The organism is Frateuria sp., assembly GCF_035943815.1.
Taxonomy (GTDB): domain Bacteria; phylum Pseudomonadota; class Gammaproteobacteria; order Xanthomonadales; family Rhodanobacteraceae; genus Frateuria_A.
Genome location: NZ_DASZBU010000009.1, coordinates 1 through 13504 on the forward strand (window position 1 = coordinate 1; position 13504 = coordinate 13504).

Annotated in this window: 13 protein-coding genes and 2 pseudogenes; 8 read left to right on the forward strand and 7 right to left on the reverse strand. The window is 67.6% G+C overall.

Features of this window, described 5'->3' with window-relative positions; genetic code table 11:
* Positions 1-146, forward strand: a pseudogene (locus tag VGU65_RS04925) (IS481 family transposase); the annotation flags it as partial.
* Positions 147-154: 8 nt separating this feature from the next.
* Here VGU65_RS04925 and VGU65_RS04930 read toward each other — a convergent pair.
* Positions 155-1156, reverse strand: coding sequence for a LysR family transcriptional regulator (locus tag VGU65_RS04930; RefSeq protein WP_327473421.1), 1002 nt, complete (start codon positions 1154-1156; stop codon positions 155-157).
* Positions 1157-1298: 142 nt separating this feature from the next.
* On the opposite strand from VGU65_RS04930, the gene aceB reads away from it, so the two are divergent.
* The gene (gene aceB, locus VGU65_RS04935) at positions 1299-2924 is read left to right on the forward strand and encodes a malate synthase A (RefSeq protein WP_327473423.1); all 1626 of its coding nucleotides are present in this window, start codon (positions 1299-1301) and stop codon (positions 2922-2924) included.
* A 39-nt stretch (positions 2925-2963) separates the two neighbouring features.
* Positions 2964-4259 (forward strand): isocitrate lyase, encoded by a 1296-nt coding sequence (aceA, locus tag VGU65_RS04940; protein WP_327473425.1) that lies wholly within the window; start codon positions 2964-2966, stop codon positions 4257-4259.
* A gap of 168 nt (positions 4260-4427) precedes the next feature.
* Here the strand turns inward: aceA and VGU65_RS04945 are convergent, their stop codons facing one another.
* Complete coding sequence (locus tag VGU65_RS04945; RefSeq protein ID WP_327473427.1) at positions 4428-5930, reverse strand: YifB family Mg chelatase-like AAA ATPase; 1503 nt, start codon at positions 5928-5930, stop codon at positions 4428-4430.
* A 284-nt stretch (positions 5931-6214) separates the two neighbouring features.
* Positions 6215-6472: an accessory factor UbiK family protein gene (locus VGU65_RS04950; protein WP_327473429.1), complete on the reverse strand. Its 258-nt coding sequence runs from the start codon at positions 6470-6472 to the stop codon at positions 6215-6217.
* Between the two features lie 174 nt (positions 6473-6646).
* On the opposite strand from VGU65_RS04950, the gene glnK reads away from it, so the two are divergent.
* A complete protein-coding gene (gene glnK / locus VGU65_RS04955) occupies positions 6647-6985 on the forward strand; it encodes a P-II family nitrogen regulator (RefSeq protein ID WP_327473431.1) in 339 nt (112 codons plus the stop codon).
* A 5-nt stretch (positions 6986-6990) separates the two neighbouring features.
* On the opposite strand, the gene VGU65_RS04960 is transcribed toward glnK, so the two are convergent.
* Complete coding sequence (locus tag VGU65_RS04960; RefSeq protein WP_327473433.1) at positions 6991-7515, reverse strand: CcdC protein domain-containing protein; 525 nt, start codon at positions 7513-7515, stop codon at positions 6991-6993.
* Positions 7516-7650: 135 nt separating this feature from the next.
* Complete coding sequence (gpmA, locus tag VGU65_RS04965; RefSeq protein ID WP_327473435.1) at positions 7651-8394, reverse strand: 2,3-diphosphoglycerate-dependent phosphoglycerate mutase; 744 nt, start codon at positions 8392-8394, stop codon at positions 7651-7653.
* 142 nt (positions 8395-8536) lie between these two features.
* Between gpmA and VGU65_RS04970 the strand changes: the two genes are divergently transcribed.
* Positions 8537-9196 (forward strand): DUF4097 family beta strand repeat-containing protein, encoded by a 660-nt coding sequence (locus VGU65_RS04970; RefSeq protein WP_327473437.1) that lies wholly within the window; start codon positions 8537-8539, stop codon positions 9194-9196.
* 43 nt (positions 9197-9239) lie between these two features.
* Here VGU65_RS04970 and hemF read toward each other — a convergent pair whose 3' ends face one another.
* Positions 9240-10151 (reverse strand): oxygen-dependent coproporphyrinogen oxidase, encoded by a 912-nt coding sequence (gene hemF, locus VGU65_RS04975; protein WP_327473439.1) that lies wholly within the window; start codon positions 10149-10151, stop codon positions 9240-9242.
* Positions 10152-10231: 80 nt separating this feature from the next.
* A pseudogene (locus tag VGU65_RS04980) lies at positions 10232-10525 on the reverse strand (integrase core domain-containing protein); the annotation flags it as partial.
* A 181-nt stretch (positions 10526-10706) separates the two neighbouring features.
* Here VGU65_RS04980 and VGU65_RS04985 point away from each other — a divergent pair.
* Genes VGU65_RS04985 through VGU65_RS04995 form a run of 3 tightly spaced genes read left to right on the forward strand, consistent with a single transcriptional unit; the run spans position 10707 to position 13500 of the window.
* On the forward strand, positions 10707-11912 hold the full coding sequence (locus VGU65_RS04985) for a beta-ketoacyl-[acyl-carrier-protein] synthase family protein (RefSeq protein ID WP_327473441.1): 1206 nt from the start codon (positions 10707-10709) through the stop codon (positions 11910-11912).
* Positions 11909-12706, forward strand: coding sequence for a beta-ketoacyl synthase chain length factor (locus VGU65_RS04990; RefSeq protein WP_327473443.1), 798 nt, complete (start codon positions 11909-11911; stop codon positions 12704-12706). Before VGU65_RS04985 ends, VGU65_RS04990 begins: the two co-directional genes overlap by 4 nt.
* Positions 12703-13500, forward strand: a complete 798-nt coding sequence (locus tag VGU65_RS04995) for a glycosyltransferase family 2 protein (protein WP_327473445.1) — start codon at positions 12703-12705, stop codon at positions 13498-13500. Before VGU65_RS04990 ends, VGU65_RS04995 begins: the two co-directional genes overlap by 4 nt.
* Positions 13501-13504 lie beyond the last annotated feature (4 nt).

The window sequence follows — 13504 nt, forward strand, 5'->3', positions numbered from 1 at the left end:
GCAGCTACGAGCACTCTGCCCAGCGCGCCGCCCATTGGCTGACCTGGCTACACCAGTACAACTGGCATCGGCCACACGCCAGCCTGGATTACCGGGCCCCAATCACCCGCATCACCATGAACAACCTGGTGGGTTTACACAACTAGCACTCGTCCTAGCGACGCGAGTGGCCGGGCTCGTCGTGCTCTCGGTGGGTCAGCAGCCCGGGTTTCACCAGATCGATGAAGGCGCGCGCCTCGGCGCTGAGGAACTTGCCCTTGCGCACCACAACGCCGTAGCTGCGCTGCGGAAACCAGCGCTTCATGTTGCGCATGGCCAGGCGTGAGCGGTCGGCCTCGGTGATGCAGATACCGGTGACGATCGAAATACCCAGGCCCGCGGCCACGTACTCCTTGATCACCTCCCAGCCGCCCACCTCGATCGCCACCTGATAGGGCACCTGGCGCTGTTGGAACACCAGATCGACCAGCCGGTAGGTGGACAGCCGCTGCGGCGGCAGGATCAGGCCATAGGGCGAAAGGTCCTCCAGCGCCACCTCGCTCTTGTGCGCCAGCGGGTGGTCCAACGGCGTGATCAGTATCGGGTCGTACTGGCGCAGCGGCGCCCAGGCGATGTCGTTGGGCACGTCCAGCATCGAACCGACCGCGAAATCTGCCTCGTCGGCCCGCAGCAGCGCCAGGCCGTCGCGGCCGGTGACATTGGCCAACTGCAAGTGCACCGCCGGATAGGCTTCACGGTAGCGACGCACCATCGCGGGCAGCAGGTACTGGATGGTCGAGGCGCCGGCGGCGATGGTCAGGCGGCCGGCCGTAAGGCCCTTCACGCGGGCCTGGAAGTCGCGGTCGAGGTTGTCCCAGCCGTCGATCAGCGGCCGCGCCAGCTCGTACAGCACCTCGCCGGCATCGGTCAGGTTGATGCGCCGCCGCCGCCGCTCCAGCAGCGGCACGCCCAGTTCACGCTCCAGGGCCTGCAATTGCAGGGTGACGGTGGGCTGGGAGAGGAACAACGCCTCGGCTGCCCGGGTGAGCGTACCCAGCTTGACGATGCTCACAAACGCGCGCAGCTGCTTGTGGCGGTTGCCCTTGTAGTAATAGCGCTCGGCTGTGTCTGCCTCGTCGAGGATTTTTCGAGGGCGTGGGCTTGGTCGGTTGGCCATCACTTCCCCTTCGAAAGGCGCCATTAGGGCGAGTTTTAGCGATAACTTTGACTTTTTCAATAAGAAAAATTGAAACATTCGCTTTGTCAAAAATAGGTTGGCGAGCCTAGCGTGGATGACACCCTTCCAAGGAGCTGCATCCATGGCCGTCCCGCAGGAACGAATCGATCCCGGCCCGCTGACCGTCCACGGCGACACGTCTGCCTACCGCGACCTTCTCAGCCATGACGCGCTGGCCTTCCTGGCCAGCCTGCACCGGCGCTTCGACACCCATCGCCGCGTCCTGCTCGCGGCCCGCGCCGAACGCCAGGCGGGCTGGGATGCCGGCGCACTGCCGGATTTCCGCGCCGATACCCGGGCGATCCGCGAGGCCGACTGGCAGGTGGCGCCCATCCCGCCTGCACTGCGCGACCGGCGCGTGGAGATCACCGGTCCGGTCGAGCGCAAGATGGTCATCAACGCGCTCAATTCGGGTGCGCAGGTGTTCATGGCCGATTTCGAGGACTCCTCCACGCCGACCCTGGACAACCAACTCGACGGCCAGCGCAACCTGATCGATGCCGTGGCCGGCACCATCGCCTGGGATTCGCCCGAGGGACGCCGCTATCGGCTCGGTGCCGAGCCGGCCGTGCTGGTGGTGCGCCCGCGTGGCTGGCACCTGCCGGAGCGCCATCTGGAGGTCGACGGCGAGCCGATGGCAGGGGCGCTGGTGGACTTCGGCCTGTTCGTGTTCCACAACGCCCGCGCCCTGCACCGGCGCGACCGCGGTCCGTACTTCTACCTGCCCAAGCTAGAGGCCATGGAAGAAGCCGCCCTGTGGGATGCCGTGATGGCGCATGCAGAGGGCGAACTTGGCCTGCCGCACGGCTGCATGAAAGCCACCGTTTTGATCGAGACGCTGCCGGCGGCGTTCCAGATGCACGAGATCCTGCATGCGCTGCGCGAGCGCGTCGTCGGCCTCAATTGTGGCCGCTGGGACTACATCTTTTCCTACCTGAAGACCCTGCGCCGCCACCGTGACCGCCTGCTGCCCGAACGCGGTCAGGTCCAGATGACCGTGCCGTTCCTGAAGGCCTATTCGGAGCTGCTGATCCAGACCTGCCATCGCCGCGGTGCCTTCGCCATGGGCGGCATGGCCGCGCAGATCCCGATCAAGGGCGACGAGGCCGCCAACGAGGCCGCGCTGGAGAAGGTGCGCGGGGACAAGCTGCGCGAAGTGCGCGCCGGGCACGACGGAACCTGGGTCGCCCATCCGGCGCTGGTGCCGGTGGCGCGGGAGGTGTTCGACCGGCACATGGAAGGCGCGAACCAGCTCGGCGTGCTGCGCCCGGACGTCGCGGTGACGCGCGAGCAACTGCTCGCGCCGGCCTGCGGAACGATCACCCGTGCCGGCTTCGACAACAACGTGGAGGTGGCTTTGCGCTACACCGCCGCCTGGCTGGAAGGCCTCGGCTGCGTGCCGATCCACCACCTGATGGAGGACGCCGCCACGGCCGAGATCGCGCGCACCCAGCTATGGCAGTGGCTGCACTACGCCGCCGAGCCCGGAGAGCGCAACGATTGCGTGCCGCTGGAGTTCGCCGATGGCGCACCGATCGACATGGCGTTGTTCGACCAGTTGCTGGCCGCACATGCCCATCGGCTGCGCGGCAGCGACCTTCCCGGCGCCAGCCGCGCCGACGAGGCGGCCACCCTTCTCGCCCAACTGACCCACGCCAGCCAACTCGGCGCTTTCCTCACCCTGCCCGCCTACGAGCTGCTCGCCTGACAGCGGGCCTCTGGAATTCCCTACTCAAGGAACCGACTCATGAAGACCCATCTGCCGACCGCCGAACAGCTCTCGCTGGATTGGACCAACAACCCCCGCTGGGCGGGCGTCCGCCGCAACTACACCGCCGAGGACGTGGTGCGCCTGCGCGGCACGGTGTCCATCGAGTATTCGCTGGCCCGGCGCGGCGCGGAGAAGCTGTGGCAATCGCTGCACAAGGACGACTTCGTCAACGCGCTCGGCGCGCTCACCGGCAACCAGGCCATGCAGCAGGTCAAGGCGGGCCTGAAGGCGATCTACCTGTCCGGATGGCAGGTGGCCGCCGACGCCAATCTCGCGGGCGAGATGTATCCGGACCAGTCGCTCTACCCGGCCAACTCGGTGCCACAGGTGGTCAAGCGGATCAACAACGCGCTGCTGCGTGCCGATCAGTTGCATCACGCCGAAGGCAGCGACGAGATCGACTGGCTGGCGCCGATCGTGGCCGATGCCGAAGCCGGCTTCGGCGGCGTGCTCAACGCCTTCGAGCTGATGAAGGCGATGATCGAGGCCGGTGCCGCTGGCGTGCACTTCGAGGACCAGCTTGCCGCAGTGAAGAAATGCGGTCACATGGGAGGCAAGGTCCTGGTGCCAACCCGCGAGGCCATTGACAAGCTCACCGCCGCACGCCTGGCCGCGGACGTCTGCGGCGTGCCGACCCTGCTGGTGGCCCGTACCGATGCCGATGCGGCCGATCTGCTCACCTCCGATGTCGACGACAACGACAAGCCCTTCCTCACCGGCGAGCGCACCGTCGAGGGCTTCTTCCGCGTCAGGCCGGGTCTCGACCAGGCCATCAGCCGGGGTCTGGCATACGCGTCGTATGCCGACCTGGTCTGGTGCGAGACCAGCAAGCCTAATCTGGAGGACGCACGCCGCTTCGCAGAGGCGATCCATGCGCAGTACCCGGGCAAGCTGCTGGCGTACAACTGCTCGCCGAGCTTCAATTGGCGCAAGAACCTGGACGACGCGACGATCGCGACTTTCCAGAAGGAACTGGGCGCCATGGGCTACAAGTTCCAGTTCATCACGCTGGCCGGTTTCCACAGCCTCAATTACGGCATGTTCGAACTCGCGCACGGCTACGCCCGACGGCAAATGAGCGCCTTCGTGGACCTGCAGGAAAAGGAGTTCGCCGCCGCCGAGCGTGGGTTTACTGCAGTCAAGCACCAGCGTGAGGTCGGTACCGGCTACTTCGACCAGGTTACCCAGGCGATCCAGCAGGGGCAGTCCTCGACCACCGCACTCAAGGGGTCGACCGAGGAAGCGCAGTTCCAGCGGGCCTCGGCCGCCTGAGTCGGACGGGGGGCGGAGATGAGCACCGGAGGAGAGGAGGCCGGCCCCGGTATCGGGCGGGGGAGGGAGGGGGACCGATACCGGGGCGGCGGCCGGCAGCATTTAAGTACCGGCGAGTGCAGATATTAGGCGATGGCCGGGCAATGTCAATACCCGGCAGTACAGAAATCAAAAGCGGCGATATTGCAGCGCCTCGGCCAGATGCGCCCGGTCGAGCAGCGCCGCGCCGCCATCGAGGTCGGCAATGGTACGGGCCACCCGCAAGGTCCGGTGATAGGCGCGGGCCGACAGTCCTAGCCGTTCCAGCGCTGCCTCGAACCAGCGCCGTTCGGCCGCACCCAACCCGCAATCGCGTTCCAGCTCGCGCGTGTTGATCTCGGCGTTGGCTCGGCCTGCCCGGGCCAAGGCCCATTCGCGGGCCTGGATCACCCGCGCACGCACGGTCGCCGAATCCTCGTCGTACACGCTGCAGGGCGCGCCCAGCTCAGCCAACGGCACGCGCGGCACCTCAACGCATAGGTCGATGCGGTCCAGCAGCGGACCAGAGATGCGACTGCGATAGCGCTGGATCTGGTCGGGCGTGCAGCGGCAACGCTCGCGTGCGTCGCCCGCGTATCCGCAGGGGCACGGGTTCATCGCGGCGACGAGCTGGAACTGTGCCGGAAAGGTTGACTGCCGCGCCGCCCGCGAAACCAGGATATGGCCCGATTCCAGCGGTTCACGCAGTACCTCCAGCACATGCCGGTTGAACTCGGGCAGTTCGTCGAGAAACAGTACGCCGTTGTGCGCCAGCGAGATCTCACCCGGGCGAGGGTTGGAGCCCCCGCCGACGAGCGCCACTGCGGAAGCGGTATGGTGCGGTGCGCGGAACGGACGGCGCCTCCATCGGGCTGGGTCGACCGGCTGACCGGCCACCGAGAGCACCGCGCAGGTTTCCAGCGCCTCGGACTCGTCCAGTGGCGGCAGGATGCCGGGAAGGCGCTCGGCCAGCATGGTCTTGCCGGTGCCAGGCGGACCGACCAGCAGGAGATGATGCCCCCCGGCTGCAGCGATCTCCAGCGCGCGGCGCGCCTGCAACTGGCCGCGCACGTCGACCAGGTCGGGCACGTCCGGATCGGCCGATTGCCCATCGTCAGGCCGGCCCGGCAGGGCCAGTTCCTGCGCATCGCGCAGCCAGCCACAGACTTCCGCCAGCGTGTCGGCTACCAGTACCTCGGCTTCGGGCACAAGCGCCGCCTCGGCAGCGTTGGCGCGTGGCACAACCACGCGTCGCCCACGCGCCCGCGCACGCAACAGCGCAGGCAGCACGCCGGAGACACCCCGCAGGTCACCGGACAGCGCGAGCTCGCCGAGAAACTCGCACTGGTCGAGCTTCTCCCGGGGCACTTGTCCCCCAGCGGCCAGGATGCCCAGCGCGATGGCGAGATCGAAGCGGCCTCCGTCCTTGGGTAGCTCGGCGGGAGCGAGGTTCACCGTGACCTTGCGGTTGGGATACTCGAACGCGGCGTTCTGGATCGCCACCCGCACGCGGTCGCGTGCTTCCCGTACGGCTGCTTCCGGCAAGCCCACGATGTGCGTGCCCGGCAGGCCGCCTGAAAGGTGCACCTCGACCATGACCTGCGGCGCGGAGACACCCTCTTGGGCACGGCTCAAAGTAACTGCCAGGCTCATGGCATCGCCGGGATGGCCTGGGGACTCGCCAGCGCACTTGGTGGAGCGAGTCTGAATGACGGGATCGACCGGCCGAACTGATGTGGACTGGCGTGGGCGTTCGTCAACGGCTGCCCTGCGTGACGTGGCGCACGTGGCCCCCTATGGTCATGCCGGCCGCACACGATAGGGTCGCAAGGGTGCATGTGAAACGCGACTCCATCGACGTACAGGCAAAAATAACCGCCCCCGATCGTTCTCGGGGTGAGGGTGACAGATCGGGGGCGGCTCCCGGGAGCTGGCAGCTAGGGCTCGCGGCCAGCCGCGTCGGCCTCCAATTCGGCGACGCGTCTTTCCAGTTCGTCGACCTTGGCACGGGTGCGCGCCAACAATTGACTCTGGACCTCGAACTCCTCGCGGGTGACCAGCTCGAGGCGACGCAATCCTTGCATCAGGACATCGTGGAAGTTGGTTCGCAAATCCTGCTGCGCCTGTGCCAACCCTGGCGGTACCAGCGACACAAGTCGCAGGGCAATTCTGTCGATTTCCTGCCGATCCATCATGGACGGCACCTCGAGCGGGTCGGGATGAAGTCTAGGTATAGGAGATGCGTGTACACCATCGGCCGGTTCCGTCAGAAATTGTAGGGATTCTCCTACACGCCCCACCGGGGCGACAGCTTCAGGGCAAGACAGGCACAATGCCGCCTGCGTGCACAGGTACCGGAAGGAACATTCATGAAGCTGGTCGTGGCAGTGATCAAGCCGTTCAAGCTGGACGACGTGCGTGAGGCGCTGGCCGAGGTAGGCGTGCAGGGCATCACGGTGACCGAGGTCAAGGGTTTCGGTCGCCAGAAAGGCCACACCGAGCTCTATCGCGGCGCCGAATACGTGGTCGATTTCCTGCCCAAGATCAAGCTTGAGGTGGCTGTGGCGGACGACCAGCTCGAGCGGGTGATCGAGGCGATCCAGCAAGCGGCACGTACCGGCAAGATAGGCGACGGCAAGATCTTCGTCAGCCCGCTGGAGCAGGTGATCCGCATCCGCACGGGCGAGCTGGACAACGACGCGCTCTGAGGGCTTCAGCCCAAGGTTCGCGCGAAGCGCCGGTGATGGACGAGCAGCCCTAAGTAATAGCTGACGTAGTAGCCAATCATCAGACCGACCACCAGCAAGGTTAGGGGGCTGTTGCCGAGCTGGGGAGCGGTCGACGCCATGGTCGAGTCAGTCGCGCCCGCGTAAGGCATCAACACCAGGAAGCGCCAGGCCAGGCGCCCGACCAGGACGGCAGCGATAGCGGCACCGATCCACGGGTTGGGCAGGTAAAGATCGCGGCCGTCCACACTCCGTTCGAAACGGGTCAGGCGCAACCCGAGCAGACCCAGCGCAATGCCGCCGAGCAGGCCGCCGGCTAAGCCTTCGAGCAGACGCGGATCGTGCAGGCCGGCCAGCCAGGCCAGGCCGGCCACCACGGTAAGGATCGCCACGCGGACCATCATGAGTCCGTGGCGAACGGGCTGGCGGCCGAACTGGCGGCGAACGCGACGCCACACCATGAATGCCACCAGCGGCGAGACCAGCGCGGGCATGAGGAGGTTCGGTGCCATGGCGTGCTCCCTGGACAGATGCAGCGAAGCCTATCCGCGCGGGCAGTCCGACACGAGGGATGCCAGGCACCCTTCGCAAATGACAGCTGTCAGCGCGAGGGCTGCATCGAGGCCCCTCGGAGCCAGCCGATGGACCTACTTTGCCTTGCCTTGGTTGGCCACGGCGGCCATTTTCGCGGCGATCGCCTCGGCGTCGCCCAGGTAGTAACTGCGTAACGGCCTCATGGTCTCGTCGAACTCGTACACCAGCGGCACGCCGTTGGGCACGTTCATTTCGACGATCGCTTCGTCGGAGATATTGTCCAGGTACTTGATCAGCGCGCGCAACGAGTTGCCATGCGCGGCCACCAACACGCGCTGGCCGGAGGCCACCGCCGGCGCCAGCACGTCGTGCCAGTACGGCAGCACTCGGGCGACGGTGTCCTTCAGGCATTCGGTGTCGGGGATCAGCGACGGGTCGAGCAACGCGTAGCGCGGATCGCGCAGCGACGGGTTGGCTGCGCGCTCCAGCGGCGGCGGCGGAATGTCGTAGCTGCGGCGCCAGATCTTCACCTGGTCCTCGCCGTACCTCGCGGCGGTTTCCGCCTTGTTGAGCCCGGTCAGACCGCCGTAGTGGCGTTCGTTCAAGCGCCAGTCGGTGACCACCGGAAGCCACATCAGGTCCATCGCGTCGAGCACCCCCCATAGGGTGCGCACGGCGCGCTTTAGCACCGAGGTATGCGCCACGTCGAAGGTGTAGCCTGCTTCCAGCAGAAGTCGCCCGGCTTCCTTCGCCTCGGCCATGCCCTGATCGGTGAGGTCGACGTCGGCCCAGCCGCTGAAGCGGTTGTCGAGGTTCCACTGGGACTGGCCGTGGCGGATCAGGACGAGCTTATGCATGTCATTTGGCCTGGCGACCCGGAAACGTGAAATGGTGCGGGGTGACCGCCTGGAGGTCAAATCGACCCTGCCACAGGTCATGGCAACCCTGTGCGGGGCGGGTGCATCCATGCCCAGGCAAACCATCCTACGGAGCTCCGATATGCGTCGTCACCATCTTGCTTTCGCCCTGGCCCTCGCCTTCTGCCTGCCGCTCGCGGCGATGGCCGGCGACGGCGACATCGACAAGGTCAACGGCACCGCTCGCGTCGAGGCCGGCCAGACCGCGGGCGACGTGAGCACCGTCAACGGCGCCGTGCGCGTGGGCGACAACGCCACCGTGCGCGACGCCAGCACGGTCAACGGCTCGGTGGAACTGGGCACGCACGCCCAGGCGCAGTCGCTGGGCACCGTCAACGGCAGCATCACGCTGGGCGCGGACAGCCGCGTCCACGGCAAGATCGAGGCGGTCAACGGCGGCATCCGCCTCGGCCGCAATGCCGACGTCGGCGGCCGCGTTTCCAACGTCAACGGCGCGATCACGCTGGACGCGGCACATGTCGCAGGCGGCCTGGGCACGGTCGGTGGCGACATCGACGTCGGCGAAGCTTCGCGGGTGGAGGGCGGCATCCTGGTGGACAAGCCCGGTGGCTGGTTCCACTTCGGCGACAGTCGCCCGCCGCATATCGTGATCGGCCCCCACGCGGTAGTGCAGGGCACGCTGGAATTCCGCCGCGAGGTGGTGCTGCAGGTCAGCGACAGTGCCCAGATCGGCAAGGTCGTGGGCGCCACGCCGGTGAAGTTCAGCAGTGCCCAGCCGTGACCGAGCGGGCTACGGCAGCGGGCGGAAGCCCGCCCGGGGCCACCTAGGTTTCAGGCAGCCAATCGCGCGGCTTGAGGTAATCCTCCAGCCGCGCCTCCGGCGAGCCGGCTTCGGGCGCATAGGCGTACTCGAAGCGCACGCGCGGGGGCAAGCTCATAAGGATCGACTCGGTGCGCCCGCCCGACTGGAGCCCGAAGAGCGTGCCGCGGTCATAGACCAGGTTGAATTCCACGTAGCGGCCGCGCCGGTACAACTGGAACTCGCGTTCGCGGTCGCCCCAGGGCGTGTCGCGGCGACGCTGCACGATCGGCAGGTAGGCATCGAGGAAGCCCTGGCCGACGCCGCGGGTAAAGGCGAAGCAGCGCTCGAAGCCGCCCTCGTTCAGGTCGTCGTAGAACAGCCCGCCGACGCCGCGCGTCTCGGCACGATGCTTCAGATAGAAGTACTCGTCGCACCAGCGTTTGTAGCGTGGATAGAGGTCGGTCCCGTAGGGCGCGCACAGGTCACGTGCGACCGTGTGCCAATGCTGCACGTCTTCATCGAACGGGTAGTACGGGGTCAGGTCAAAGCCGCCACCGAACCACCACACCGGTTCCACGCCTTCCTTGCTCGCCTCGAAATAGCGCACGTTGGCATGCGTGGTGGGCACGTACGGATTCTTCGGATGCAGTACCAGCGAGACGCCGGTCGCGATGAAGCTGCCGCCGGCCAGCTCCGGCCGGTGCGCGGTCGCGCTGGGCGGCAGGGTGTGGCCGCTGACGCGCGAGAAGTTGACGCCGGCCTGCTCGAACAGCGCGCCGTCGCGCAGCACGCGGGTACGGCCGCCGCCTCCGGCTTCGCGGGTCCAGCGATCCTCGACGAAGCATGCCGTGCCATCGAGGGTTTCGAGTGCGCTACAGATGCGGTCCTGCAGTTCGCGCAGGAAGGTTTCGGCCTGGTCGGCTTGCTGGCTCATCGGGCATCCGCAAAACGCAATGCACAGAGCTTAACAAGCTCGCCCGCGCCGGCGCTGCGGCGCGACGACGCGGGCGCGATCTAGCTGTGCAAAGCCAGCACGTTGTTCAGTGGAATGCGCGAGATGGGTGGGCGGTAGCCAAGGGTGGCATGCGGTCGATACCAGTTGGTGCAGCCAAGGCCTGAGGGCGCGGGTGCGCTGTTCGGAGTCAGCGTAAGAGCTGGCGTAGGACCACTCGCGCAGGCTGGTTTGCACCAGGCGTTCGGCCTTGCCGTTGGTGGGGGCCTGTAGGGTCGAGTACGCAGGTGGCGCATGCCGAGCCGGCGGACGAGGCGGCGGAAGCCGCGTGACTTGTAGCAGTCACCGTTGTCGGTCGCGCCGGCGGATTGCGAGGACGGAAGCGGCCACGGCATCGTGGATCGAGAGGGAGCCGCGAGTGTGCGCAGGCAGCTGCGCCACCGCATTCATGCACGCTTCCCTCACCTGCCTGAACAAGCGGCCGCCACCGTGTAAGCGAGGCTAGGCAAGGTCGTGCACCGCCGCTAGGCTGGCTCGATGCCGCAACCGATCTCCCCGCTCGCGATCTCTGCTTTTACCGCCACCTCCGCCGTGGGCCGAGGCCTCGAGGGCCATCGCCAGGCCTTGCAGGACGCCCGCTCCGGCCTGCGTGCCAATGATTTCAGCCAGGTCGCGCTGGCGTGCTGGGTGGGGCGTGTGGAGGGTCTGGAAGAAGCGCCGCTGCCGGTCGCCCTGGCGGCGTGGGAGTGCCGCAACAATCGGCTCGCCTGGTTGGGCCTGAACCAGGACGGTTTCCTCGATGCCGTGCGCTCGGTGCGCGAACGCTATGGCGCCAGCCGCGTGGCGCTGCTGCTGGGCACGTCCACCGCCAGCATCGGTGCCACCGAGGAGGCTTACCGCCGACTCGATCCCGATGGCGGTTTTCCGCAGGACATGCTGCGCCGGCCGATTCACACGCCACATTCGCTTGCCGGATTCGTCGCCGAAGCGCTGGCGCTCGAAGGCCCGTGCCTGACCGTGTCCACGGCGTGTTCCTCCAGCGCCAAGGTGTTCGCCAGCGCCGAGCGGATGATCCGCCTGGGGTTGGTGGACGCCGCGGTGGTCGGCGGCGTGGATACCCTGTGCGAGAGCGTGCTGTTCGGCTTCAACGCGCTGGAACTGGTTTCGCGCGCGCCGTGCCGCCCGTTCGACCGCGCCCGCGACGGCATCTCGATCGGCGAGGCAGCCGGCTTCGCGCTGCTCGAGCGCGTCGACGCCGCGCCCCGTGCGCTGCGTCTCCTCGGCTACGGCGAAGCCAGCGATGCCCACCACATGTCCACGCCCCATCCCGAGGGCCTGGGCGCCGAGATCGCGCTGCACGATGCGCTCGCGCGCGCCGGCATCGAGCCTGCGCGGGTCGACTACATCAATCTGCACGGCACCGCGAGCTTGAAGAACGATGAAGTGGAGGCGGCACTGATCGCCCGCGCCTTCCCGCCGTCGACGCGGGCCAGCAGCACCAAGGGCTTCACCGGCCACACGCTCGGTGCCGCCGGCATCCTCGAGGCGGTGATCACCTTGCTGGCGCTGGACCACGGCCTGGTGCCGGGCAACCTCGGAGGCGCCGACCCGGATCCCGCCTGCGGCCCGCAGTTCGCCTGGCACAACGAGGCGCGGGCGGTCGAGGTGGCGCTCAGCAACTCGTTCGGCTTCGGCGGCAACAACGCCTGTCTGGCTTTTGCCCGCGCGGATCGCCGCGCATGAGCCGGTTGCAGGTGTACGTCCAGGGCGTCGGCGTGTGGTCACCGCAGCTGGCCGATTTCGCCGCCCTGCGTGGCGCGCTCCGGGGCCAGGATGTGGCTCCGCCGCCCGCGCGTCCCCCGGCATCCCGGCTGCCGGCGAACGAGCGCCGGCGTGCGCCCGAGAGCGTGCTGCTGGCCATCGAGGTGGCCGACCAGGCGGTGGCCATGAGCGGTCTGGACGCGTCGACGCTGGCCTGCGTGTTCGCCTCCTCGCATGGCGACCAGCCGATCATGGACTACATGTGCGCGGTCCTCGCGACCGCGCCGGCGGAGCTTTCGCCGACGCGTTTCCACAACTCGGTGCATAACGCCCCCGCCGGCTACTGGACCATCGCCACCGGCTGCCATGCGCCCTCCAACGCGGTATGCGCGCAACAGGCCAGCTTCGGGGCCGGCCTGCTCGAAGCGGCCATCCTGGCCGTGGCCGATGCAAGGCCCGTGCTGCTGGTGTGCAGCGATACCGCCGGCAGCGGGCCGCTGACCGAAGTCACCGGTTGCGTCGCACCGTTCGCCTGCGCGCTGGTACTCGCACCGCAGCCGGGCGCCTCCACGCTGGGCCGACTTGATCTGCACCTTTGTCCCGCTAGCATCGCCGGTGCATCGTCCGCAGCGGCGCTGCCGGCCACCTGGATGGCCAGCAGCCCATCGGCTTCGGCCTTGCCGCTGCTGGCGCTGCTGGCGCAGGGCACCGGCCGCTGCCGACTGATGGCGACCGGTTCGCTCGGCATGGAAGTTCAATTGGAGGAATGCGCTTGAAACCGACTTCGCCGCGTTGGTGCGTACTCATCCCTTGCCTCAACGAAGAGGCGGCGATCGAGCAGGTGGTCACCTCGGTGCTGGCGCTGAATGTGCCGGTGATCGTCATCGACGACGGCTCGGACGACCGCACGCCACAGATCGTAGGAGCCCTGCCGGTCACCTTGCTGCGCCACCCGGTGCGCCGCGGCAAGGGCGAGGCGCTGCGCCACGGTTTCCGCGAGGCGCTCAGGCAGGGCTTCGATGCCGTGGTGACGATGGATGGCGATGGCCAGCACCTGGCCGCTGACGTGCCGCGCATCGTCGCTGCGGCACAGCGCTATCCCGACCACATCGTGATCGGCGCGCGCCTGCTCGAACGCGAGCAGCAGCCCAAAGGCCGCCGCCGCGCCAACGCGGTGGCCGACTGGGGCATCTCCTGGGGCTGTGGCCTGCCGGTAGCCGATACCCAGAGCGGCCAGCGCTGGTACCCACGCGCCGCGCTGGAACTGGTCGACCTGCCGGCGGAAAACTTCGTGTTCGAGGCGGCCATCCTGATCGCCGCCTGCCGCGAAAAGGGCCTGGGCGTGGTGTCGGTACCGATCGCCTCGCGCTACCAGGGAGAGTTCCGGCTCAGCCATTTCAGTCCGGTGCGCGACGTGGTGCGCATCACCGCCTACACCATCGGCCGGGTGATGCATTACGGCAGCATCCTCGCCAGCTATCGGCGTTCGCACGAAGGGCCGCCAACGGTGATCGACGACGAAGGGCTGCTCGCGGTGGAAGCCGGCGAACCGGCGCGCCTGATTCGCTGACGCA

Bases quoted from the DNA above. Each gene is read 5' to 3' on its own strand.
- VGU65_RS04930 (WP_327473421.1), bottom strand. From the start codon at position 1,156: ATGGCCAACCGACCAAGCCCACGCCCTCGAAAAATCCTCGACGAGGCA.
- aceB (WP_327473423.1), top strand. From the start codon at position 1,299: ATGGCCGTCCCGCAGGAACGAATCGATCCCGGCCCGCTGACCGTCCAC.
- aceA (WP_327473425.1), top strand. From the start codon at position 2,964: ATGAAGACCCATCTGCCGACCGCCGAACAGCTCTCGCTGGATTGGACC.
- VGU65_RS04945 (WP_327473427.1), bottom strand. From the start codon at position 5,930: ATGAGCCTGGCAGTTACTTTGAGCCGTGCCCAAGAGGGTGTCTCCGCG.
- VGU65_RS04950 (WP_327473429.1), bottom strand. From the start codon at position 6,472: ATGATGGATCGGCAGGAAATCGACAGAATTGCCCTGCGACTTGTGTCG.
- glnK (WP_327473431.1), top strand. From the start codon at position 6,647: ATGAAGCTGGTCGTGGCAGTGATCAAGCCGTTCAAGCTGGACGACGTG.
- VGU65_RS04960 (WP_327473433.1), bottom strand. From the start codon at position 7,515: ATGGCACCGAACCTCCTCATGCCCGCGCTGGTCTCGCCGCTGGTGGCA.
- gpmA (WP_327473435.1), bottom strand. From the start codon at position 8,394: ATGCATAAGCTCGTCCTGATCCGCCACGGCCAGTCCCAGTGGAACCTC.
- VGU65_RS04970 (WP_327473437.1), top strand. From the start codon at position 8,537: ATGCGTCGTCACCATCTTGCTTTCGCCCTGGCCCTCGCCTTCTGCCTG.
- hemF (WP_327473439.1), bottom strand. From the start codon at position 10,151: ATGAGCCAGCAAGCCGACCAGGCCGAAACCTTCCTGCGCGAACTGCAG.
- VGU65_RS04985 (WP_327473441.1), top strand. From the start codon at position 10,707: ATGCCGCAACCGATCTCCCCGCTCGCGATCTCTGCTTTTACCGCCACC.
- VGU65_RS04990 (WP_327473443.1), top strand. From the start codon at position 11,909: ATGAGCCGGTTGCAGGTGTACGTCCAGGGCGTCGGCGTGTGGTCACCG.